The sequence below is a fragment of the Pseudomonas gingeri genome (assembly GCF_013386115.1).
GTDB lineage: Bacteria > Pseudomonadota > Gammaproteobacteria > Pseudomonadales > Pseudomonadaceae > Aquipseudomonas > Aquipseudomonas gingeri.
In genome coordinates, this window is sequence record NZ_JACAOR010000010.1 from 212,019 (window position 1) to 234,064 (window position 22,046).

Below are 22,046 nucleotides of genomic sequence, written 5' to 3' on the forward strand. Positions count from 1 at the left end.
GTTAGAAGTACGGGTTTGCATCCACGGGCTTGAGCATCGGCGCGCCGTATGCCTTCTGCCAGGTGGTATTGATGAAGCCGCTGCTGTGCATCTCGAACAGCACGACGTTCAGGTAGTCGCGCAGGCCGGTGCTGTTCTTCGCCACGCCGATGCAGTCGTATCCGACGGAAATCGGGTCCTTGAGCACGCGCCACTTCACGTCAGGATAGTTCTTGGTGAAGCTCATGAAGAAGTCGATGTTCTCGACAATCGCGTCGCCCCGCCCCTGGGCCACGGCACGCACGGTATCGGCGATGGTTTCCACCAGCAGGACGTTGGACTTGGGCAGCTCTTTTTTCAGGTAGTCGACCGACCAGTTGCCGCGCATGTTGACCAGCTTGATATCCGGACTGTTGAGATCCTTCCAGTTATCGACCTTGAGCTTGTCGGTGGTCAGCACCGCCATGGACTCGGTGTGCAGCGGCACGGTGAAATCGATCAGCTTGGCGCGTTCGGAGTTGCGCGTCAGGGCGCCGAGGGAGATGTCGATCCGATCCGATTGCAGGAACGGCACACGCTGGGCACTCTCGGTTGGCACGAACTCTGCCTTGACGTTGAGGTTGCGGGCGATTTCGTTGGCCGCGTCGATGTCGAAGCCCACCAGTTCGTTCTTGTCGTTGTAGGAACTCATCGGTGGAAAGTTCGGGTTGACGCCGACCCGCAGGGTGCCGCTCTGGATGATCGAGTCGAGGCTGCGTGCTTGCACGACGCCAGACACGGCCGCGGCAACAACGGCCAGCGAGAGAATGACAGCTTTGAATTTAAGCATGTGAAACTCCTGATTGGGGTTACAGGCGACGCCAGCGCTGACTGGAATCTCAATGTCTGACTTCGCCGCATCTATGTCAATAATTTAATGCGCAATACGAACAAAAGATGTCAATGCGCACTTTTGATTGCAGTCAATCGGCTCAACGAACGTAGCTGGCACCGTTCACATCGAGCGTGGCACCACTGAGGTGACGCGAACGCCCGCTGGCCAGAAACGCCACCAGCGCCGCGATGTCGCTCGGCGGCACCCACTCACCCATTGCCAGTTGCGCGGTGACCCCCTCCTCGCCGCCCTGGGTACGGGCAAACGACTCGGACATCTGCGTGCGCACCACGCCCGGCGCAACGATGTAGGCGAGGATTCCGTCCTTGGCATAAGCCCGGGCGACGGTCTGGGTCATCGACCGTACCGCGGCTTTCGACGCGGCGTAGGCGATGGTGTCCGGATTGGTCACCCCGCGCTGCGCCGCCCAACTGGAAATGGTGATCAGGATGCCGCCGCCATTGGCGTGAAAATGCTTCACCGCGCGGCGGATCAGGCGCGCCGGAGCCAGCACATTCACGTCCAGGGTTTCAGCCCAGACGCTGTCCCAGGTTTCATCGTCCGCGGCCATTCCGCCGTGCCAGCGCATGATCGCCGCGTTGTTGACGAAGCCATCGATACGGCCCTGCCAGGCCTGCGCCTGGTCCCACAAGGTTTCCACGCAGGCCAGGTCATGCAGGTCGGCCTGCAGGAACAGCTTGTCCGCGGCCGGCACATTGGCGAGCGCCTGTTCCGCCCCCGCCCGATCACCGCCGTAATGCGCGATCACCCGTGCGCCGGCCTCGCCCAGCGCCGTCGCGATAGCCGCGCCGATGCCTTTGGATGCGCCGGTGACAAGCAATGTCTTGCCCTTCAGGTCAAACATTGGAGACTCCATGCAATGGCCCGGGCATCGACAGTTCCTATGCACGGGCAAACAGGTTGTCTGGTCGGGTTACCGACCGCCGATGTAAAGGTGAAATAACGCGCAGCCGGTGTTGGCGGACTGGCGTCGAGACAGGGCCCAGGGGGCTGGAGGAAGCGCGGGCACAAAGCCTCGCGCGGGTGTCAGGTGCATAAGAATCACTCCATCGCTTAATGTTTTTGTTGTCGATGTGAGCGTTAACTTATCGCACAATTGTGCGCATTGCAAACTAGTGTTCGCAAAATTCCCAAAGGGATTTGTAACAGCCGCGCCAGGCAAATCCCGGGCAAAAAAAACGCGCTCGATCAAGGATCAGAGCGCGCTGTCGAGCAGTGACCAGGGGCTTATCCCTGGAGGGCCTGCGTGATGTTTTTCGAAGCTTCCAGCAGTTCGGTGAGTATCCGCGTGCTCATGTCCTGCAAGGTCACGCGTTCGGTCGGACACGGCACGTTGAGGGCCGCGACCACCTTGCCATCACGGTCGCGAATCGGCACCGATATCGAGCGCAGGCTGATTTCCAGCTCCTGATCGACAATCGACCAGCCGCGCAAGCGGGTTTCGTTGACCAGCTCACGCAGCTTCACCTTGGAGGTCACCGTGTGCTCGGTGAATCTGGTCAGCGTGGTCTTGTCCAGGTATTCCTGGAACTCCGCCTCGGGCAACGCCGCCAGCAGCACCCGCCCGGTCGAAACGCTGTGCGCCGGTGAACGACTGCCGATCGATATGCTGATGTTGACCACGCGCGTCGAGTTGGCCCGTGCCACGTAGATCACCGAATCGCCATCCAGCACGGCGGCGAAACAGGATTCCTGCAAACGGTCGGACAACGCACTCATGATCGGCTGCGCCACGTCCCAGATATTCATCGAGGACAAGGCCGAAAAGCCGATCTCGAGGATCTTCGGCTTGAGGCTGAAGTACTTGCCGTCACTGTCGGCATAACCTTCGCGCACCAGGGTCAGCAGGAACCGGCGCGCGGTGGCCCGGCTCATGCCGCTGGCCTCGGCGACCTCGCTGAGGGTCCGCCGCGGCGTATGCCGGGTGAACGTCTTGATGACTTCGAGGCCACGAGCGAAAGAACCGACATAATCGCGATCACGGTTCTCAAGGTCGTCGATCGATGATTCTGATTCGAGCATTTTTGACACCATTTCCTATTAAAAGCCTGTGCGACGTGCGCACAGAAGTTTAGACCGGAATATATCAGCTCACCTGGGCAACGCATACATATTTGAGCTCGGTGAACTCCTCGATGGCGTGGTGCGAACCTTCGCGACCGATACCTGAAGACTTCACCCCGCCAAAGGGGGCGCCTTCATAGGAAGTCGCACCGGTATTGACCCCGACAATGCCGACTTCGAGCGCTTCGCTGACGCGCCAGACCCGTCCGTTGTCACGCGTGAAGAAGTACGCCGCCAGGCCGAACTCGGTGTCGTTCGCCGCCGCGATCACCTCGGCTTCGGTCTCGAAGCGGAACACCGGCGCCACCGGGCCGAAGGTCTCTTCCACGGCAATGCGCATGCTGGCGGTCACATCGGCGAGCACGGTGGGCTCGAAGAAGGTCTGTCCCAGGGCATGCCGATGACCGCCCGTGACAATCCGCGCGCCCTGCGCCAGGGCGTCATCTATATGCTCCTGAACCTTGCGGACCGCTGCCTCGTCGATCAATGGTCCCTGCTGCACGCCTTCCGCCTGCCCATCGCCAACCCGCAGCGCCGCCACGGCCTCGGCGAAACGCGCGACGAAACGATCATGGATACCGCTCTGTACATAGATGCGGTTGGCGCAGACACAGGTCTGGCCCATGTTGCGGAATTTCGAGGCGATGGCACCCGTGACGGCCACGTCGATATCGGCGTCGTCAAAGATGATCAACGGTGCGTTGCCGCCCAGTTCCAGCGCGACTTTCTTGATGGTGCCGGCCGCCTTGGCCATCAGCGAACGACCGACCTCGGTCGAACCGGTGAAGGTCACTTTGCGCACCAGGGGATGTGTCGACAGCTCGTCGCCCACTTCACCGGCAGCCCCGGTCACCACGCTGAATACGCCCTCTGGCAGCCCGGCACGACGGCCGAGCTCGGCCAGCGCCAGGGCTGAAAATGGCGTCGCGCTGGCCGGCTTGAGCACCATGCTGCAGCCGGCGGCAATCGCCGGTCCGGCCTTGCGCGGGATCATCGCCATGGGAAAGTTCCACGGCGTGATCGCCGCGCACACACCGATCGGCTGGCGCAGGACCAGCATGCGCTGGCCCTGCTGCGGCGCGGGGAGGATTTCGCCGTAGACACGCTTGGCCTCCTCGGCGAACCACTCGAAAAAGGCCGCGCCGTAGAGGATCTCGCCCCGGGCCTCGGCCAACGGCTTGCCCTGCTCGGCCGTCAGGATCAACGCCAGGTCGTCGACATGCTCGACAATCAGGTCATACCAGCGCTTGACCACCTTTGCCCGCTCGCCCGCCGGACGTGCCGCCCAGGGACGGAAGGCCCGTTCCGCCCCTTCGATGGCCTCGACTGTCTCGGCGCGCCCCGCCTTGGGCACCCGCCCGACCCGCTCACCGGTACTCGGATTGGTCACCTCAATCCAGCCGCATCCCTCGGGAACCGACCACGCGCCATTGACGAAGATCGCTTGCTTGAGCAGTGAAGGGTCTTTCAAGTTCAGCATGATTTGTTTCCTCGTTGCAGGATTAAGGTGCTACATTTATGTTCGCACAACGCCCACAACACCGCAATGCGCACAAATAATCATCCGAAAACTTGGTTAGCAACTGGAGAGATCATGGATCCACGTACCCCATCGACCGATCTGCATGACTTGGATCGGCGTTATTTCCTGCACCCTTTCACCGCACTGGCCGAGCACGAACGCAACGGCCCACTGGTGATGGTCAAGGGTGAAGGTGTCTGGCTGGAAGACACCAACGGTCGCCGTTACATCGACTCGATGGCGGGGCTCTGGTGCGTCAACGTCGGTTACGGGCGCAAGGAAATCGCCGACACCCTGCATGCCCAGGCGATGCGCCTGCCCTACTACCATTCGTTCTCGTCGATGGCCACCGATACGCCGATCCTGCTCGCCGAGAAGCTGATCCAGCTGTCGCCGGTGCCGATGTCCAAGGTGTTCTTCGGCAACTCCGGCTCCGATGCCAACGACACCCAGGTCAAGCTGGTCTGGTACTACAACAACGCTCGCGGCTTGCCGCAGAAAAAGAAGATCATCGCGCGCAATCGCGGCTATCACGGGGTGACGGTGGTCGCGGCGGGCCTGACAGGGTTGCCCGGCATGCACGCAGGCTTCGACCTGCCACTGCCGTTCATCCGGCACACCACGGCGCCGCACCGCCTGTGGCAGGCCGAGCCCGGCCAGAGCGATGCCGCCTTCGTCGCACGCCTGGCGGCCGACCTGGAGAACCTGATCCTCGCGGAAGGCCCGGACACCGTGGCAGCGATGATCATGGAGCCGGTGATGGGCGCCGGCGGCGTGATCGTCCCGCCCGCCGGCTATTACGCCGCGATGCAGGCCGTGCTCGATAAATACGATGTATTGCTGATCGCCGACGAGGTGATCTGCGGCTTCGGGCGCCTCGGCACCCAGTTCGGCAGTGAAAAAATGGGCATGCGTCCCGACCTGATGACCGTCGCCAAGGGCATCACCTCGGCCTACGTGCCGTTGTCGGCCTGCATCGTTTCCGAAAAGATCTGGCAAGGCCTGCTGCTCGGCGGCGAAAAATACGGGGCCTTCGCCCACGGCTATACCTACAGCGCCCACCCCCTGGCCGCGGCGGTCGCCCTGACCAACCTGCAGATCATCGAGGAAGAAGGCCTGGTGGCCCAGGCCGGTGCGCGAGGCGAACTGATGCATCGCCTGTTGCGCGAAACCTTTGCCGATCATCCGGCCGTGGGTGAAATACGTGGCGTGGGCCTGATGGGTGCCGTCGAGTTTGTCGCCCGTCGGGATCCGGCCACCGCCTTTGACCCGGCACTGAAGGTCGCCCCGCGCATCGCCCGCGCGGCACTGGAAGAAGGCCTGATCACCCGCGCCCTGCCCCAGGGCGACTCGATTTCGTTCTCGCCGCCGTTCGTGATCAGCGAAGACGAAGTGGTTGAAATGGTCGCCCGTGCGCGTCGTGCAGTGGACAAGGTGTTCAGCCAACTGCACGCCGAAGGTCACTGGAAAGGCTGAGACAACCTCCAGCCGCTGGCGCAGGTCGCGCCAGCGGCTATCGACCGCGCGTCACAGGTTACTGTGCGCCGGGATGCTTGCGCTGATAGGCGCGCCAGGTCGTCGCCCAGCGGGCCGGGTCTTCGAGGGGGCCGGTATCAAGGCGACCGATGGGATGATTATGCGGCGCCGTGCGCACCAGGTCCGGGTTGTCATAGGCTTCCCGACACACCTGCGCCAGCACCGCGATCCAGTAATCGATATCTTCCTTGGACCACATCTCGCCGGCCTCGGGGGTAAACGGCTGCGCAATCACCCAGGGTTCATGGGCCAGCCAGAACGCATCGACACCGTAGTCGACCATGCGGTTCTGCACGTCGTAGGCACTGATGCCGGTCTCGCGCTCCAGGGTTTCCAGACTGTAGCGCGTCATTTCCAGGCGCCACGTCTTGATATGCGGGTGCGAACAGGTCACCCCGCGGATTTCGGCGAGCCTCTTGCCCATGTAGTTGTTGGCCAGAACCGACAGATCCGAGGCCTCGGCAATCCCCTCGATACCCATGGCCCGCACCCAGGCATATGCCTTGATGATCTGCGGCAGATTGCCAAGGAACTCGCGCACCCGGCCAATGCCCAGCTCATCACCCGCCTCCAGGCGAAACCTGCCCTGTTCCTCGACCAGTAACGGGCCCGGCAAATAGGGGATCAGTTCCTCGCTGCAACCATAGGCACCGACCGCCGGCCCGCCACCGCCCTTCGGTGCGCCGAAGGTCTTGTGCAACATGAACATGCAGGCATCGAAGCCCAGGTCCCGTGCCCGTACCTTGCTCATCACACCATTGAAGTTGGCATGGTCGTAGAAGCACAGGCCACCCGCCTCCTTGACCACCCGCACCCACTCGGCGATATCCGGATTGTAGATCCCCATGTCGTCGGGGTTATTGATCATCAGGGCCGCCGTACGCGACGACACCGCCGCCTTGAGCGCTTCCAGCGATGGATAACCGTTCTCTTCCAGCGGCAAGGTGATGATCTTGAATCCCGCCGTCGCCGCCGTCGCCGGATTGCACGGGTGCGACTGGATCGAGGTGATGATCTCATCGCGGGTTTCCAGCTCGCCGCGGGCGGCGTGATACGCGCGGGTCACGCAGACATGCAGAAACGCCGCATCGGCACCGCCCGCCGCCTGAAACACAAAGCGGTCCATGCCGGACAACGCCCGCAGATTGAGATCCAGGTTATGCATGACCTGCAGCGAGCCCTGCAAGGTCGAGTCGGGCTGGCGTGGATGCAACTGCGCGACATCATCGCGCGCGGTGATCGCTTCGTTGACCCGCGCGTTGTACTTCATCGTGCAGGTGCCAAACAGCGAGATCCCCATCATTCCCAAGGTTTGCTGCGACAGGTGCAAATAATGTCGCAACACATCGGGCTCGGACATTTCCGGCAGCTTGGGCAAGGTCTTGCGACGCATCGCCGCCGGGATCACGCTCAGATCGCAAGGCACCGCCGCCGTGGGAAACACCACGCCACGCCGGCCGGGACGCGACAAGGTCATCACCACCGGCTCATCCCACACGGCGGCCTGGTATCGGCGTAACTTGACGGATTCACTCATGGTTCAGTACCTCGCGAAGGGCGTCGATCAACTGGTCGATGTCCGCGTCCTGATGCAATTCGGTCACGCAGTACAGCGCGCTTTGCCCGAGCTCCGGGAACTCCCGGCTCAGGTCATGCCCGCCGAAGATGCCCCGTGCCAGCAAGCCCTGGTTGATGGCCGCCACCGACTGGCCGCTGGCGTTGAAATCCACCACGAACTCCTTGAAAAAACCGTCGCCATAGCGGATCGAAACACCTGGCAGCTCATTCAGGCGTCGCGCCGCCTGATGGGCCTGGGCAACGATCAGCTCACCGACGTCGACAAATCCCTGCGGCCCCATCAGCGACATGTACACCGCGTTGGCAATGGCCCACAGGTACACCGAGTTACCGGTCCAGTCCTTGCCGTTTTCGCGCAAGCCATAAGACGACTGCTCGGCCAGGGACAGGCCGAAACCGACTTCCCCCGGATGCGCGGTGGTGGTGATGCTGATCAGCAGCGTGGGGTATTCACGGGCGTAACGCTCTTCGTCGCGCGTGGCGATAAAGCCGCCCAGGCCGCCGCCGCCGTACATCGGAATGCCCAGCGTCTGGATGGTGCCCACCACGATATCGGCACCGTAATCCGGCGGGGCCGCCAGTACGCCAAGAGAGATCGGGTCGACGCCGACCACGAACTCCGCGCCCTGGGCGTGGGTCAACTCGGCAATGGTCGCGGCGGCGCCATCGATCAGGCCGAAGTAGTTGGGCGCCTCCAGGTACACCGCCGCCACATGGCTGCCAAGTTTGCCCTTGAGGTCCTCCAGGTCCATCACGCCGGTCACCGGATCCGCGGCGACAAACTCCAGCTGCAACTCATTGGCCATGTTCGGTTCGCAGTAGTTGCGGATCACCGCCAGCCGCTCCGGATCAATGATTCTCGGCAACAGCAGGGTGTGACGCCCGTTCAGGCGCGAGGCCATGCGCAAGGCATGCCCGGCGGCACAGCCCCAGCTGTAGACCGGCAGGCCGACATACTCGCATCCCACCAGTTCACCCAACTGGCTGCTGAACTCGAACCATGCCTGGCAACGTCCCTGGTCGGATGAAGGCGTGCCCCACACCGACGTCAGAAACTCACTGCGACCGGCAATCTCATTGCAGATGGCGGGCACATGATGCTGCCAGCAACCGCCACCGAGAAAGCTCAGGGTTTCGGCGCAATTGCGGTTGCGAGCGAGGATCTCGCGCAAATGACGGCTCAGGGTCGCCTCTGAGCGCATAGCGCCCATAAGTTCGGGCTTTTCCTGCAATCGGTGAGCCTCAGGAATCTGTTCGAAAAGCTCTTCAACAGATTCGATACCAAGGATATTCAACATCTCCTGCTTGATATCTGGCAGGGCGTTGGCCATAAACGGATGGGCTGATCTGGGTTGACTCATCTTACCTCCGGACGCAATATGAGGACGAATGCGAACTTAAGTTTGTATTGCGCACAATCTACGTGGCAATGCTGACACTCGCAACTGCTCAATCACCCGAAGGCGAGTATCGATGGCGTTCAAGATCGGCCTGCTCATCAATCCCTTCGCCGGACTCGGCGGAACCACTGGCCTGAAGGGCAGCGACGGCGCCGACATGGTGGCCCTGGCGCTGGAACTGGGCGCCCGCCCCAAGGCCCATGAGCGTTGCGTGCGCGCACTGCGACGACTGGTCGGTGGTGATGCGCAGGTCGTGACGGTGACCGGCGAAATGGGCGAACGCGCCTGTCATGAGGCCGGTTTGCCCGCGCAAGTCATCGCCACCCCACCCACCGAGCGCTCGGCGCGCGATACTGTGGAGGCCTGTCATGCATTGCTCGCCGAGACCGTCGACCTGCTGCTGTTCGCCGGTGGCGATGGCACCGCCCGCGATGTGGCGGCAGCCACTGCGACCACGCCGACGCTGCTGCTCGGTATTCCCTGCGGGGTGAAAATGTATTCCGGCGTGTTTGCCCGCTCGCCTGAGCATGCCGGTGAAGTCGCCCGCCAGTGTGCCGGTGGCGGGGTCGGCAGCCGCGAGGCCGAGCTGCTGGATATCGACGAAAACGCTTCCCGTAACGACCGTGTCAGCACCCGCCTCTACGGCTACGCGCGCGTGCCCGCCGACCCGCGGCACATGCAGGGTGCCAAGTCCGGCAGCGCCAATCCGGACCACGCCGTGGAGGCCGAGGCAGCTTTGTTCGCCGCCCGGATGCATCCGGAACATGTCTATTTCCTGGGTCCCGGCCGCACGATCCAGTCGCTGGCCAGGCACCTGAGTGGAGAAGCAACGCTACTCGGCGTCGACGCCTACCTCGGTCGGACATTGATTTGTCGCGACGCCAATGAAAGCGATCTGCTCGCACTCGCCACACGCCATCCCGCACATGTGGTCGTCAGCCTCACGGGCGGCCAGGGTTGCCTGTTCGGCCGCGGCAACCAGCAGATCAGCGCCGCCGTTCTCGCCCTGATCGCCCCGGCACATCTGCACGTATTGGCGAGCAGCGCGAAAATCGCCGCCCTGCCCCAGGGACAGTTGTTCGTCGACAGCGGCGATCCGGCACTCGACGCCCGTCTCAGCGGTTTTATCCGGGTACACACAGCACCGGGACGCAGCGCCATGGTGCGCGTCGTTCACTGATTTGTTCATCCTAAAAAAACAACAGGAGAGCCCATGAACCCATCCTCCCACGTGGTCGCCGTTATCGGCGCCGGCAGTATCGGCGTGGCATTCGCCATCGTCTTTGCCCGCGCCGGCTGGAGCGTGCGCCTGCAGGACCCGGACAGCCAACGCCTGAAACTGGCCAGCCAGGAAATCGCCAGTCGCTGCGCGGAGCTGGTTCACTACGGCCTGCTGCAGGAAACGCCCGACGTACTGGTGTCCCGGGTCAGCCTGTGCAGCGATCTGGAAAGCGCGGTGGCCGGCGCCGACCTGATTCAGGAATGCGCCCCGGAGCGGCTCGACCTGAAGATCGAACTGTTCCGTCAACTCGACAGCCTGGCCCCTCCCGACGCGATCCTGGCCAGTTCGTCCTCGGCCCTGACGGCTTCCAGTTTCGCCGACACCCTGCCCGGACGCAGTCGTTGCCTGGTCGCGCATCCGGGCAACCCGCCGTACCTGCTGCCGGTGATCGAGATCGTCCCTGCCCCGTTCACCGCCGTGCAGCCTGTCGAGCGGGCTCTGGCGTTGTACGCGCAAGCGGGCCTGACGCCCGTGCGCCTGCAAAAGGAAATAGAAGGCTTTGTGTTCAATCGCCTGCAAGGCGCGTTACTGCGTGAAGCCTATTGCCTGGTGCGCGACGGCATCACCTCGGTCGCCGACATCGATAAGGTCGTCAGCCAGGGCCTGGGCCTGCGCTGGGCATTCATGGGGCCCTTCGAGACCGTCGATCTCAACACCCGTGGCGGCATCGGTTCGCATGCCCTGAAGATGGGCCCGGCCTATGCCCGCATGGGCGCCGAACGCGGACAGCACGATCCCTGGACCGCCGACCTGGTGGCCATGGTCGAAGGACAGCGTCGGGCATTGGTGCCGCTGGAAAACTGGGAAGAACGGGTCGCATGGCGAGACCGCGCATTGATGGAGCGGGCCAGCGACCGGTTGAAGCGGGAAAGGCAACAGGGCCACGTCATCGATCAGCACGGTGCAGGTCACGTAGAAACAGAAGCATAGGGAGCCTCCGTCAGGGGGTCATCTGGCCTACTTATCGGTCCCTCCTCCACGGCATGATAAACGTGGAGTCTCCTGATATTCTCACTGAATCAGGGACCATGGATGACCACTCTGATTGAACTCAATTCAATACTCGCGGCAGCAGAAAAGATAAAGGGGGGAGTTGCCCGAACTGCGGCCACGCTGAGAGTCGTGCTGCCGCCGGCGGCGAAGTTTTTCCGCGATGAACAGATAAAATGAACCATTCTGAAAACAGTTCGACTATATCTTCTTCAGACAAGTCGATTTGTATCAGAACTGAAACCCGTTAAATGGAGTAAAGAGTCCCTTTTTATTAGCCTGTCGAGATATCATCAAGAACTTGTAGGAAAAGGACTTCGGGCAATAATACGAAACTCGCCGGCCAGAATGCGAAACTTTCGCATCATACTAATTAAAACAGCCATCCGGAGGCGACCAATGATTGTGACAAGGACGTCGGGCGGAATTTTTTCCAGCCCGTGGCAGCACCGGGAACTGCTGCTGTCAATGATCAAACGGGAGATACTGGGACGCTATAGAGGCTCGATGATCGGGCTCCTGTGGTCATTCCTCAATCCGTTGTTGATGCTGGCGGTCTATACGCTGGTATTCAGTGTGATGTTCAAGCAGAAATGGCAGGGAGGCAGCGAATCGCGGAGCGAATTCGCCCTGCTGGTATTTGCCGGCCTGCTGGTGTTCAACATCTTCTCGGAGTGCGTGCAGCGCGCTCCGACGCTGATAGCTGCCAACGCGAACTACGTCAGGAAGGTCATTTTCCCGCTGGAGATACTTCCCTGGGTGACCCTTGGCTCGGTGCTGTTGCATGCCATGGCAAGCTTGTCGATCTGGCTGGTTTTCCACCTGCTGTTCATCGGCCTCCCCCCCCTCACGGCCCTGCTGCTGCCCTTGGTACTACTGCCCCTGGTGCTCTTTTGCATGGGCATCTCCTGGCTGCTGGCCGCCGTGGGCGTTTATCTGCGCGACATCGGCCAGGTGACCGGCGCCTTCACCACCGCGCTGTTGTTTGTGTCGGCGGTTTTCTATCCGATCAGCGCCTTGCCCGAAGCGTATCGGCCATTGCTGCTGCTCAATCCGCTGGCACTGATCATCGAACAGGTTCGCGATGTGCTGTTCTGGGGAGTGGCGATCAATCCACTGGACTGGGCGACCGGCCTGGTACTGGCGTTCGCGATAGCCTGGCTGGGCTTCCAGTGTTTCCAGCGAATGCGCAAGGGATTTGCCGATGTCCTCTGATTTCGCGGTGCAAGTGACAGGACTGGGCAAGTGTTTTCATATCTACGACAGCCCCCAGGACAGGCTGTGGCAAATGCTGTCTCCCCGAAAGAAGCCGCGTTACCGCGAACTGTGGGCGGTCAAGGACGTCTCGCTCACCATCGAGAAGGGCGAGGCGATCGGCATCATCGGTCGCAACGGCAGCGGCAAGTCGACACTCTTGCAGTTGATCTGCGGCACGCTCGATGCCAGCCGTGGCACGGTTGTCAGCCATGGCCGCATCGCAGCGTTGCTGGAGTTGGGTTCGGGCTTCAACCCCGACTTCACCGGCCGTGAAAACGTGTTTCTCAACGGTGCCATACTGGGGCTGAGTCGCACCGAGATCTCCCAGCGATTCGATGATATCGCCGCCTTCGCCGGCATCGGTGACTTCATCGACCAGCCGACCAGGACCTACTCCAGCGGCATGCTCATGCGCCTGGCCTTCGCCGTTTCCGTCTGGGTGGAGCCCGATATCCTGATCGTCGATGAAGCACTCGCGGTTGGCGATGCTTCCTTCCAGTTCAAGTGTCTCCAGCGCCTTGAGGCGCTTACCCAGCGCGGCACCACACTGCTGTTCGTCTCCCATGACATGAGCATGGTCAAGCGCTTCTGCAAACGAGCGCTCTACCTTCGCGATGGCCAGGTCCGGGCCAACGGTCCGCCAGACGACGTCGCCGAACGCTACCTGCTGGACATGCGCGACGAGCAACGCCGCTGGGCCAGCGGGGACACGGTGTTGGTGTTGCCCAAGGAGCATCTGGCAAACACGGGCGGCATTGCCTTCGGCACCGACGAAGGGCGCATTCTTTCGGCCTGCTTCACCAATACCGGAGGGATGCACTCGACCTTTGTCCACGGCGAGATGATCGAAGTGCGCATTGAGGTGCTGATTCGTGAATCCATCGCCTTGCCAAGCATCAGCCTGACCATCCAGGAGCCACGCCTGCTGGTGATCGGCGGCGCCAACCTGGCACTCGAACCGCAAGCCGCCCATGCAGGCTGGCGCAAGGCGTCCGTCACGGCCCGCTTCCCCTCGCGCTTCGCCGCCGGCCGATACCACATCACGCTGAAGCTGATGAATGGCCATACCGAGGAAAGTGCCCACCTGATCGAAAAACAGGTCGCGCTGATGACGTTCGATACCCTGGTGGAGAGCAACGCCTTCCTCGGCATTGTCGATCTTGGAATCGAGCCGCTGTACCCCGCAACCAGCAGTGCACCGCTGCCAGAACCCGAAGCAGAAAGGAGATGAGCCCCAGCGTGGAAAAGGTCATGAGCAGAGTCTGGCAGATAGCGATTCACGGCACCTTCGACGTAGAGAACTACGGCGATCTGCTGTTTCCTGTCATTGCCGAAGAAGAATTGTCCCGCCGCCTGGGTGCGGTGCAGATGCACCGGTTCTCCTATCACGCGAAGAGCGCCGCGCAATGGCCCTACGCCGTGACCTCGCTGACCGAGCTGCCGAAGATTGCCCATCGCCTGGATGCGACCCTGATCGGTGGTGGCTTTATCATTCGCTTCGACAAGTTCGTTGCCGAGAACTACCTGCCCCCTTCCCCCTCCATTCATCACCCGACCGGTTACTGGCTCACCCCCGCCCTGATGGCCGTGCAACATGGCGTGCCGCTGATCTGGAACGCCCCCGGCATGCACTGCAACGATGTGCCGGAGTGGGCCAGGCCGCTGTTGAAACTCGTCATCGAACAGAGTCCCCACGTCAAGGTTCGCGATGCGCTGTCGCAAGCCACCCTGCAGCAATTGACCGAGCACGGCCGGGTCGAGGTGCTGCCCGATACGGCGTTCGGCCTGCCACGGCTGCTGGATCTGCAAGCCCCGTCCGCAGAGTTGAACAATCTTCGCAGCCAATATGGCCTGGACGGGCCCTATCTGGTGGTGCACGCCATCGGGGGCCTGGAGAGTTTCCTCGATCTCTGGCGCCGTCACAGTGCTGAATTCACCGATCTGCGCCTTCTGGTCGTGCCCATCGGGCCGGTTCTCGGTGACCACGCGTCAGCGCTGGGAGAGCCGCTGGATCGCTCGGTGACATTGCCATTCTGGCCCTCGCCGCTGCTGCTGGCCGAACTGATCGCTCACTCTGTCGGCGTGGTCGGGCACAGCTATCACCTGGCAATCAGCGCAATCGCCTTTGGCCTGCCGGTGTTCTGCTCGGCGGATCTGAAAAACGGCAAATACACGGCGTTGCCGGCCTACGGGCGCGTCTTCCAGGTGAGCCACGACCAGGAGCTGGACCCTCACTGGTTTGCCCGACAGCTCGGCAGGCGTCCCCTCCCCGCCGCCACCCGGCAAGCCGCAGCGCAGTTGGACGAGCACTGGGACCGGGTCGCAGAGCTTGTTGTCGCCGGCCGCGTCGCCGAGCCGGAGGGGCTGAGCCGCTTCTGGCAATCCCTGCCAATGCAGCTCGAAAGCTTGCAGGCACGACAGACCGAGAGCCTGCAGGCACAGCGGATTGAGCTGGAGGCCAGCAGACGGCAGTTGGCACAGTTGCCGATGTCGGACCTGCGACGTCTCTACCATCTGTTCAAGAGGTTTTTTGCAAGGAGCACGCAATGATCAACCTGGAAAAGATCGCCCGGCAACAGTTGCAACACCATCCGTATCGCTGGGCAGAAATCGGTGGCCTCTACAGTGCCGAAGATGCTGCTGCACTGGCCGAAACCTATCCCCACGATCACTTCAAGGTGGTCCAGGGCTACGGCGGCGAGAAAAACTACGAGTACGAAGCCAGGCAACTGATCGCCATGACCGACGGCGAGGTGGTCAACCCACAGGCTTTGAGCCCGCAGTGGCGGCAACTCGCCCGGGATCTGCGCTCAGCGGCCTACCGGCAGGCACTGGGAGCATTGACCGGGGTGGACCTGAGCCAGGCGCCCATGGAGGTCAACCTGTTTCATTACGGTCCCGGCGCGAACCTGGGGCCCCATCCCGACCTGTCCGACAAGGTGGTCACCCATATCCTCTATTTCAACGAAACCTGGGACCCCCGGTACGGTGGCTGTCTGCAGATCCTGAACTCGCGAGATCCCGACAGCGTTGCCAGGGAGATATCTCCCCTCGTCGGCAACTCGGCGGTGCTGGTCCGCTCCGACACCTCGTGGCATGCCGTGTCACGGGTGATCGACCATTGCAGCGTCTCCCGTCGCAGCGTCACCGTGACGTTCTATCGCCCTGGCTCGACCAGCTCCATGTGGCCCGAGGGCGACGACACGCCACTGCATGACTACCCTCGGCAAAAATCTGCGTCCTCCGAAAACAGGGCCGGCGCATATGGCTGAAAACGATGTCCAGCCCAAGCCAACGATGAGTGTGGCCATGCGCCTGCTCGCACGCTATCGCCAACTGCCGCTACCCCGGCCGTTGCGCAGGTACCTGTCGGCAATCTACCGGGGCGCGTTGCTCAGGCCCCTGCATCGATTGCGTCATCGGTTGCAGCAACGCGACACACTCGCGGAGATCAACCTCGAGGCCCTGCTGGGGGAGCCCCGATATCCCGACTACATCATCTGGGGTGTCATCGACTGGCATTTCCGCCATCAGCGGCCGCAACAACTGGCCAGAATGCTGAGTGCCAGCGGACGCCGGGTGTTTTACGTCTCGAGCACACTGAAGGAGTCGAAACACCCCGGATTCTCCATCTCCCCCCTGAACCAGCAGGGGAGTCTGTTCGAAATCCAGTTGCACGTCAGCCAGGCACCGTCCATCTATTCGACCGTGCCCAGCGGCGACCAGGTCGCCCAATTGCGAAAAGGGCTCGGCGAGCTGCTGCTTTGCATCCGCCCCCGCGCCGTTGTCGCACTGGTCCATCATCCGTTCTGGCTGGAAGTGGCGAAGGCGACGCCCAATAGCCGCCTGGTCTACGACTGCATCGATCACCACGAGGGTTTCAGCAACACCGACCCCGGGATTCTGCAGCTCGAACAGCAACTGGTCCGCGAGGCGCAACTGACCGTCTACACCTCCGACTGGCTCGCCCGGCAATGGGCTCACACCCCGTCCAGGCACAGCGTGGTGGTCAGAAATGCCGCCGACTACGGGTTCTTTTCCCTCCGCCCGGCCTCGGTCTACCAGGACCCGGCAGGCCGCCGGATCATCGGCTACTACGGGGCGATTGCCGACTGGTTCGATACCCGGCTGGTCGCGGCGGTCGCCAGGGCCTTTCCACAGCACCTGATATTGCTGATCGGCACCGATACCGCCAATGCCCGGCATGAGCTGCGCCAGTACCCCAACGTCAAGTTTACCGGCGAGGTGGCCTACAGCGCGCTTCCCGGCTACCTGCATGCCATGGACGTCTGCCTTTTGCCCTTCCAGGTCACGCCGCTGACGCTCGCCACCAACCCGGTCAAAGTCTACGAATACCTCAGTGCCGGCAAACCGGTGGTCGCCGTCGACCTACCCGAGATCGAGCAGTTCGGAACCCTGGTTCATCGTGCCCGCGACGAGGATGAGTTCATCGCCGGCATCGCCCTGGGCCTGGCGGAGCAACCCGGCAGCCAGGACAGCCAACGCCGGGGGTTCGCAGCCGAACAGTCCTGGACACAGCGCGTCGCCACCTTGCTCGAGGCAACCGAGAAGCAGCCGGCGACGAACGAGGTCAGCGTGATTGTCGTGACCTACAACAACCTGGCCCTCACCCAGGAGTGCCTGGCCAGCCTGACCGCCAACGGGCAAGGCGCCGGCCTGGAAATCATCGTGGTCGACAACGGCTCCCACGACGGTACGCCGGAGTTCCTCCGGCAATGGGCCGCGGACAACGGGCAGCAGGTCATCCTCAACACCACCAACCGCGGTTTTTCCGCCGCTAACAACCAGGGCCTCGCCGCCGCGACTGGGGACTACCTGGTACTGCTCAACAACGATACCCAGGTCACCCCGGGCTGGGCGGATACGCTGCGCAAGCACCTGGAGCGCAACCCCGATATCGGCCTGATCGGTCCCGTGACCAACAATATCGGCAACCAGGCCAGGATCGACATCGAGTACTCATTGCCGGACATGGCCCGCCAGGCCTGCCTGCATACCCACAGGCACCTCGGTGAATGGTTCCGCCTGCCGACACTGGCATTCTTCTGCGTGATGCTGCGACGCAGCACCTATGTTCAGGTCGGTCCCCTGGATGAAGCCTTCGGCCGTGGTTTCTTCGAGGACGACGACTACTGCCGGCGCGTTGAGCAAACCGGGTTGTTCAATGCCTGTGCCCGGGATGTCTTCGTTCACCATCACCTCTCCGCCAGCTTCAACCTGATGGACACCCGGGAACGCGAGGCCCTGTTCGAGCGAAACAAGGCTATCTACGAGAACAAGTGGGGCAAGTGGATCCCCCATCGCCATGGATGACAGTCGATGAGCCAGCGCAGGATAGTCGTCGTGGTGGGCACCCGACCGGAAGCGATCAAGATGGCTCCGGTCATCCATGCCCTCAAGCGCTCGAAACAGTTCGCCTGCCAGGTGGTCGCCACGGCCCAGCACCGCGAACTCCTGGATCAGGCATTGTGGGAGTTCGCCATAGAACCGGACCTCGATCTGGACATGATGCGGGCGAACCAGTCCCTTTGCGCATTGACCAGCCGCCTGCTCACCCGCTTTGAAGAGACCCTTCTCGAATGGCGCCCCGATGCGGTGCTGGCCCAGGGTGATACCACCACGGTGCTGGCGGTCGCGCTGTCGTGTTTCTACCTGCGGATACCCTTCGGCCATGTCGAGGCGGGCTTGCGCACGGGCGACATGGCCAATCCGTTCCCGGAAGAGCTGAACCGGACAATGGCCAGCAGAATCGCCCGATGGCACTTCGCGCCAACCCAGAAAGCCCGCGACAACCTGCTGCGCGAAGGTATTGCCGAGCACGCCATTCATGTCACCGGCAATACCGTGATAGACGCCCTGCTGCACAGCCTCGGCCAGCCCCACGAAGCCGACCCGGCAAGCCGCGGCGACCAGCGTTTGCTATTGGTGACCCTGCACCGTCGGGAAAGCTTCGGCGCGCCGTTGCTCGGCATCTGCGCGGCCATTCGCAGCCTGGTGGAGCGTAACGAAGATATCCGGGTAGTTTTCCCCGTGCACCCCAACCCCAACGTGAAAGTACCGGTGGAGGCGGCTTTGGGCGGGCACCCGCGGATCGAGCTTTGCCCGCCGCTTGGCTATCACCGGTTCATACGGATGATGAAAAGCGCCTACCTGGTGTTGAGCGACTCCGGCGGCATCCAGGAGGAAGCGCCCGCGCTGGGTATCCCCGTCCTCGTGCTGCGCAACGAGACAGAGCGCCAGGAAGCGATCGAGCACGGCATGGTGAAACTGGTGGGTACCCGTAGCGCCGACATCGTGCAGGCGGTGCAGCATCTGCTGGATGACGCCAGCCACTATGCCGGAATGATCAGGCAAGAGTCGCCCTATGGAGACGGCAGGGCCGCCGAGCGGATAGTCCAGGTACTGGCGGAGCACTTTTCGACATGCGCCTGATCTATCTCTCGCCAATGCCCTGGCACAGCTTCAGCCAGCGCTCCCATGAACTGGTGCGCTGCTTCCATGAAAAAACCGGCGAGCCCGTGCTCTGGATCGAGCCCTACCCCACCCGTTTTCCGGCATTCGGTGATCTGGGCCTGTTACGCCAGGCAGCGGCAGGCGCTACGCACCCACGCCCGCCAGAGGCCGAGCTGCCGCCCTGGTTGACCGTCCTTCGACCTCGCGCCCTGCCGATAGAACCCATTCCCGGCTCGGGATGGATCAATCGGCCGCTGTGGCAACCGATCATCGTCCAGGCTCGTCGCTTCGCTCGACACCCCACGTTGCTGGGCATCGGAAAGCCTTCGAGGCTGGCATCCAGACTGCTGCGAGAGCCGATCTTCGAAGCCAGCTTCTATGACGCCATGGATAATTTTTCCGAGTTTTACCGGGGCCTGTCGCGCAAGGCCATGGAGCGCCGCCAGCAGTCGACGGCCCGGGCAGTCTCGATGGTACTGACCTCCTCGTCAGCGCTACAGGCGCAGATGTCCACACTGTCCGGCAACGTCAGACTGCTCGGCAACGCCTGCGCCACCGAACGCCTGCCAGAGAGACGGGAGAAGCGCAGTACACGCCTGGACAACCCGGTCCTTGGCTATGTCGGCACCATCGCCAAGTGGTTTGCCTGGGAAATAGTGGTGGCGTTGGCCAAGGCCTATCCCCACGCCGAAATACGCCTGATCGGCCCGGTGCACACCCGCCTGCCGGCGCATCTGCCCGGCAACATCCATTTCATTGGCGAGGTCTCCCATGAGGCGGCGATGGACGCCATGGCCGACTTCGACGTCGGCCTGATCCCGTTCAAGTGCGATGCCCTGACGCGGTTCGTGGACCCTATCAAGTACTACGAGTACCGCGCCCTGGGCTTGCCGGTGATCAGCACGGCTTTCGGAGAGATGGTGGGCAGGGACGCCTGTCCAGGCACCTTCCTGCTGGACGGGCCTGAGGACATACGCCAGGCCATGGACCAGGCCCTTGGCTTCGATGAACCGGAAGAACACACCCGACGTTTTCGCTGTGACAACTCATGGAGGGCACGTTTCTCCCTGGCCATCCCCTGAATGACCGGGTTCATGGATAGCGGTGGAGTTGAGCCGCAAGGCATCGCCGACTCGTGATTGCGCCGTTACCAGAAGACAAGCGTGGCAAATGGAGTGACGATATTGAATGCAATAGAACTGCCCGCCGTTGATGAACGGATCCGGTCATCATTACAGGACGAGTGTGACGTGATCATCGTCAATTACAACGCAGGGGGACTATTGGCTGCTTGTGTCGACTCGGCATTTGCCGCCGGCGCCTGCCGGGTAATCGTGGTGGATAACGGCTCCCACGATGGCAGCCTGATGAAACTGGAGCACCCTCAAGTCCCTGGCAAGGCGCTTCGGATCCTGCATAACACAGCCAACCTCGGCTTCGCCGTGGCGTGCAACCAGGGTGCCCGGCTGTCAACGGCGCCCAACCTGCTGTTCCTGAATCCGGATGCCGTACTGGCCATCGATGCCATGGACCGCCTGCTAAGGGCGCTGCACCGCTCACCGGAGATCGGCGCGGTCGGAGGTTTCCTGTGCAATCCGGACGGCACCGAACAGGCCGGCGGACGCCGGGTGTTCCCGACGCCCAGACGGGCCTTCATGCGCGCCTTCGGACTCTCACGGCTCACGAAGTTCTTCCCGGCCGTGTTTTCCGATTTTTTATTGCACAAGGAGCCCCTGCCTGCCGCCCCCATTGTCGTCGAAGCCATTTCCGGGGCCTGCATGCTGGTCAAGCGCGAAGCGATCGAAAGTGTCGGGCTCTGGGATGAAGACTATTTTCTGCATTGCGAGGATCTGGATTGGTGCATGCGTTTCCGCCAGGCAGGCTGGAGTGTTCTCTTCGTGCCGGATGCACGGGTCACCCATGTGTTCGGTGGTTGCAGTCGTGATCGGCCCTATTTCGTCGAGTGGCACAAGCACCGTGGCTTCCTGCGTTTCTATCGGAAGTTTTTCCGCCAGCGATATTCCCTCTTCCTCTGGATAATGGTGGTCATCGGGGTCTGGTTTCGATTCAGCCTGATGGTATTCCGTCACGCAGTTATCCGGCTGTTGAATGGATTGTCCCCGGGAAAAGAGAACTGAATTGCACATAGGCATATTGGGCGCTTCCAGCTTCCTGGGCGAACATGCACTGCTGTCCCTGGCGCAGGCAGGCCATCAGGTCACCGCCTTCACCCGGCAGTTGCCCAGGGCTTCCCGCAGGGGCATCAACTGGCAAAGCGTCGACGACTGGCATGAGCTGGCACTGGACGCCTTCCTGTCACTTGCCCCCATCTGGGTTGTACCGGAATATCTGGAGCGCCTCGCCAACACCGGGGTCAAGCGCGTGGTCGTCTTGTCCTCCACCAGCCGCTTTACCAAGCAAGCCTCGCCAGACGCCCGGGAAAGGCAACTGGCGCAGCGCCTGGGCAATGCGGAAGAACAGTTCGTGAAGTGGGCGATCGAACGGAAAGTCCAATGGGTGATCCTGCGACCGACAATGATCTACGGATTTGCACGCGACCAGAACATTACCGAGATCGCCCGCTTCATCCAACGCTTCGGGTTCTTCCCGCTGATCGGTGGCAGCAGAGGTTTGCGCCAGCCGGTACATGCCGATGATGTTGTTCAGGCTTGCCTGGCAGCCATGACCCTTCCGGAGTTGCACCATGGCGCCTACAACCTGTCCGGGGCAGAAGTCCTGCCTTATCACGCGATGGTAAGACGCATATTCCAGGCCCTGGGACGCCCGGAACGCACGCTGGCGCTCTCCACCTGGACATTGCACGCACTGGTTTGGCTCCTGCGATGCCTGCCACGCTACCGGCATCTTTCAGGGGCACTGGTGGAGCGCATGAACCAGGATCTGGTATTCGACCATGCGGACGCCAGTGACCAGCTCGGCTTTTACCCCCGGCCCTTTGAATTGAAACACGAAGACTTGCCCCGGCGATGAGACATGGTCACCGCGGCAGAACACCTGTCGCGCTGCCCATCCATCAGGGTCGCGGGGACTTTCCAGGATGTCATGCCC

The 22,046-nt window shown here is 62.1% G+C and carries 19 protein-coding genes; 13 read left to right on the forward strand and 6 right to left on the reverse strand.

The genetic code is table 11. From position 1 onward, the window contains the following. Position 1 precedes the first annotated feature (1 nt). From HX881_RS19925 to HX881_RS19940, 4 genes are all read right to left on the reverse strand, one after another. Positions 2–808: a transporter substrate-binding domain-containing protein gene (locus tag HX881_RS19925; RefSeq protein WP_017129039.1), complete on the reverse strand. Its 807-nt coding sequence runs from the start codon at positions 806–808 to the stop codon at positions 2–4. A gap of 142 nt (positions 809–950) precedes the next feature. Next, positions 951–1,718 (reverse strand): SDR family NAD(P)-dependent oxidoreductase, encoded by a 768-nt coding sequence (locus tag HX881_RS19930; RefSeq protein WP_017129038.1) that lies wholly within the window; start codon positions 1,716–1,718, stop codon positions 951–953. A gap of 383 nt (positions 1,719–2,101) precedes the next feature. Next, positions 2,102–2,896: an IclR family transcriptional regulator domain-containing protein gene (locus HX881_RS19935; protein WP_177086146.1), complete on the reverse strand. Its 795-nt coding sequence runs from the start codon at positions 2,894–2,896 to the stop codon at positions 2,102–2,104. A 64-nt stretch (positions 2,897–2,960) separates the two neighbouring features. After that, positions 2,961–4,415 (reverse strand): NAD-dependent succinate-semialdehyde dehydrogenase, encoded by a 1,455-nt coding sequence (locus HX881_RS19940; protein ID WP_275936907.1) that lies wholly within the window; start codon positions 4,413–4,415, stop codon positions 2,961–2,963. A gap of 117 nt (positions 4,416–4,532) precedes the next feature. Here HX881_RS19940 and HX881_RS19945 point away from each other — a divergent pair, with 117 nt between their 5' ends. Continuing rightward, entirely contained in the window at positions 4,533–5,936 is a 1,404-nt protein-coding gene (locus HX881_RS19945; protein ID WP_017129035.1) for an aminotransferase, read from the forward strand. 58 nt (positions 5,937–5,994) lie between these two features. Here HX881_RS19945 and gcvPB read toward each other — a convergent pair whose 3' ends face one another. Continuing rightward, on the reverse strand, positions 5,995–7,533 hold the full coding sequence (gene gcvPB / locus HX881_RS19950) for an aminomethyl-transferring glycine dehydrogenase subunit GcvPB (protein WP_177086147.1): 1,539 nt from the start codon (positions 7,531–7,533) through the stop codon (positions 5,995–5,997). Beyond that, positions 7,526–8,935, reverse strand: a complete 1,410-nt coding sequence (gene gcvPA, locus HX881_RS19955; RefSeq protein ID WP_042936803.1) for an aminomethyl-transferring glycine dehydrogenase subunit GcvPA — start codon at positions 8,933–8,935, stop codon at positions 7,526–7,528. The genes gcvPB and gcvPA overlap by 8 nt, the downstream gene beginning before the upstream one ends. Positions 8,936–9,047: 112 nt before the next feature. Between gcvPA and HX881_RS19960 the strand changes: the two genes are divergently transcribed. The 12 genes from HX881_RS19960 (at position 9,048) to HX881_RS20015 (ending at position 21,968) form a co-directional block, all read left to right on the forward strand. Beyond that, a complete protein-coding gene (locus HX881_RS19960; protein ID WP_177086149.1) occupies positions 9,048–10,154 on the forward strand; it encodes an ATP-NAD kinase family protein in 1,107 nt (368 codons plus the stop codon). Positions 10,155–10,187: 33 nt separating this feature from the next. Next, complete coding sequence (locus tag HX881_RS19965) at positions 10,188–11,186, forward strand: 3-hydroxyacyl-CoA dehydrogenase (RefSeq protein ID WP_177086150.1); 999 nt, start codon at positions 10,188–10,190, stop codon at positions 11,184–11,186. 102 nt (positions 11,187–11,288) lie between these two features. Then, positions 11,289–11,426, forward strand: coding sequence for a hypothetical protein (locus HX881_RS19970; RefSeq protein ID WP_177086152.1), 138 nt, complete (start codon positions 11,289–11,291; stop codon positions 11,424–11,426). A gap of 219 nt (positions 11,427–11,645) precedes the next feature. Next, complete coding sequence (locus HX881_RS19975) at positions 11,646–12,461, forward strand: ABC transporter permease (protein ID WP_042936798.1); 816 nt, start codon at positions 11,646–11,648, stop codon at positions 12,459–12,461. Between the two features lie 73 nt (positions 12,462–12,534). Next, positions 12,535–13,734, forward strand: coding sequence for an ABC transporter ATP-binding protein (locus HX881_RS19980; protein WP_425503519.1), 1,200 nt, complete (start codon positions 12,535–12,537; stop codon positions 13,732–13,734). 8 nt (positions 13,735–13,742) lie between these two features. Then, positions 13,743–15,053 (forward strand): polysaccharide pyruvyl transferase family protein, encoded by a 1,311-nt coding sequence (locus HX881_RS19985; RefSeq protein WP_218171735.1) that lies wholly within the window; start codon positions 13,743–13,745, stop codon positions 15,051–15,053. Next, complete coding sequence (locus HX881_RS19990; RefSeq protein WP_177086156.1) at positions 15,050–15,775, forward strand: 2OG-Fe(II) oxygenase; 726 nt, start codon at positions 15,050–15,052, stop codon at positions 15,773–15,775. Before HX881_RS19985 ends, HX881_RS19990 begins: the two co-directional genes overlap by 4 nt. Positions 15,776–15,812: 37 nt before the next feature. Then, on the forward strand, positions 15,813–17,837 hold the full coding sequence (locus tag HX881_RS19995; RefSeq protein WP_246356533.1) for a glycosyltransferase: 2,025 nt from the start codon (positions 15,813–15,815) through the stop codon (positions 17,835–17,837). 6 nt (positions 17,838–17,843) lie between these two features. Continuing rightward, a complete protein-coding gene (wecB, locus tag HX881_RS20000; protein WP_177086158.1) occupies positions 17,844–18,956 on the forward strand; it encodes a non-hydrolyzing UDP-N-acetylglucosamine 2-epimerase in 1,113 nt (370 codons plus the stop codon). Then, entirely contained in the window at positions 18,947–20,059 is a 1,113-nt protein-coding gene (locus HX881_RS20005; protein ID WP_177086160.1) for a glycosyltransferase, read from the forward strand. The genes wecB and HX881_RS20005 overlap by 10 nt, the downstream gene beginning before the upstream one ends. Positions 20,060–20,161: 102 nt before the next feature. Beyond that, on the forward strand, positions 20,162–21,115 hold the full coding sequence (locus HX881_RS20010; RefSeq protein WP_042936794.1) for a glycosyltransferase family 2 protein: 954 nt from the start codon (positions 20,162–20,164) through the stop codon (positions 21,113–21,115). 1 nt (position 21,116) lies between these two features. Beyond that, entirely contained in the window at positions 21,117–21,968 is an 852-nt protein-coding gene (locus HX881_RS20015; protein ID WP_218171736.1) for an SDR family oxidoreductase, read from the forward strand. The last annotated feature ends 78 nt before the right edge of the window (positions 21,969–22,046 follow it).

Excerpts from the sequence above, each read along its gene's own strand:
- HX881_RS19925 (WP_017129039.1), bottom strand. The coding sequence starts at position 808 with ATGCTTAAATTCAAAGCTGTCATTCTCTCGCTGGCCGTTGTTGCCGCG.
- HX881_RS19930 (WP_017129038.1), bottom strand. The coding sequence starts at position 1,718 with ATGTTTGACCTGAAGGGCAAGACATTGCTTGTCACCGGCGCATCCAAA.
- HX881_RS19935 (WP_177086146.1), bottom strand. The coding sequence starts at position 2,896 with ATGCTCGAATCAGAATCATCGATCGACGACCTTGAGAACCGTGATCGC.
- HX881_RS19945 (WP_017129035.1), top strand. The coding sequence starts at position 4,533 with ATGGATCCACGTACCCCATCGACCGATCTGCATGACTTGGATCGGCGT.
- gcvPB (WP_177086147.1), bottom strand. The coding sequence starts at position 7,533 with ATGAGTGAATCCGTCAAGTTACGCCGATACCAGGCCGCCGTGTGGGAT.
- gcvPA (WP_042936803.1), bottom strand. The coding sequence starts at position 8,935 with ATGAGTCAACCCAGATCAGCCCATCCGTTTATGGCCAACGCCCTGCCA.
- HX881_RS19960 (WP_177086149.1), top strand. The coding sequence starts at position 9,048 with ATGGCGTTCAAGATCGGCCTGCTCATCAATCCCTTCGCCGGACTCGGC.
- HX881_RS19965 (WP_177086150.1), top strand. The coding sequence starts at position 10,188 with ATGAACCCATCCTCCCACGTGGTCGCCGTTATCGGCGCCGGCAGTATC.
- HX881_RS19970 (WP_177086152.1), top strand. The coding sequence starts at position 11,289 with ATGACCACTCTGATTGAACTCAATTCAATACTCGCGGCAGCAGAAAAG.
- HX881_RS19975 (WP_042936798.1), top strand. The coding sequence starts at position 11,646 with ATGATTGTGACAAGGACGTCGGGCGGAATTTTTTCCAGCCCGTGGCAG.
- HX881_RS19980 (WP_425503519.1), top strand. The coding sequence starts at position 12,535 with ATGCTGTCTCCCCGAAAGAAGCCGCGTTACCGCGAACTGTGGGCGGTC.
- HX881_RS19990 (WP_177086156.1), top strand. The coding sequence starts at position 15,050 with ATGATCAACCTGGAAAAGATCGCCCGGCAACAGTTGCAACACCATCCG.
- HX881_RS19995 (WP_246356533.1), top strand. The coding sequence starts at position 15,813 with ATGCGCCTGCTCGCACGCTATCGCCAACTGCCGCTACCCCGGCCGTTG.
- wecB (WP_177086158.1), top strand. The coding sequence starts at position 17,844 with ATGAGCCAGCGCAGGATAGTCGTCGTGGTGGGCACCCGACCGGAAGCG.
- HX881_RS20005 (WP_177086160.1), top strand. The coding sequence starts at position 18,947 with ATGCGCCTGATCTATCTCTCGCCAATGCCCTGGCACAGCTTCAGCCAG.